This window comes from Leifsonia sp. HAY1-4F, assembly GCF_056755275.1.
This window is the reverse complement of sequence record NZ_JBNDHX010000682.1, coordinates 1-233: the sequence shown is the minus strand read 5'-3', so window position 1 is coordinate 233 and position 233 is coordinate 1. Positions and strand designations below refer to the sequence as shown.

General features: G+C 61.8%; 1 protein-coding gene. It reads right to left on the bottom strand.

The annotated features are described in order from the left end of the window. Positions 1-233 (bottom strand): nitroreductase family protein (locus ACPYOG_RS20960; RefSeq protein WP_481295971.1); only part of this gene is annotated, 233 nt, incomplete at both ends.

Genomic DNA, 233 nt, shown 5'->3' with positions numbered 1-233 from the left:
GCCGTGGGCTGCATAGCCGGCTAGATGTGCCTGCATCGCCAGAAAGCCCCAGGCAGTGCCAGCATCGAAGGAGTGGCTGTAGCTGGGCTTCTGCTCGGCGGAACCGAGTTCGCCGCTATGGGTGCGCGAGATGACGAAGAGCAGCGCCGCAGCGGATTTCGCCCAGCCCTGGTTGAATTCGATCAGAAGATCGAGGAACTTGTCCCAGTTCTCCGAACCGCGCAGGGCATAGA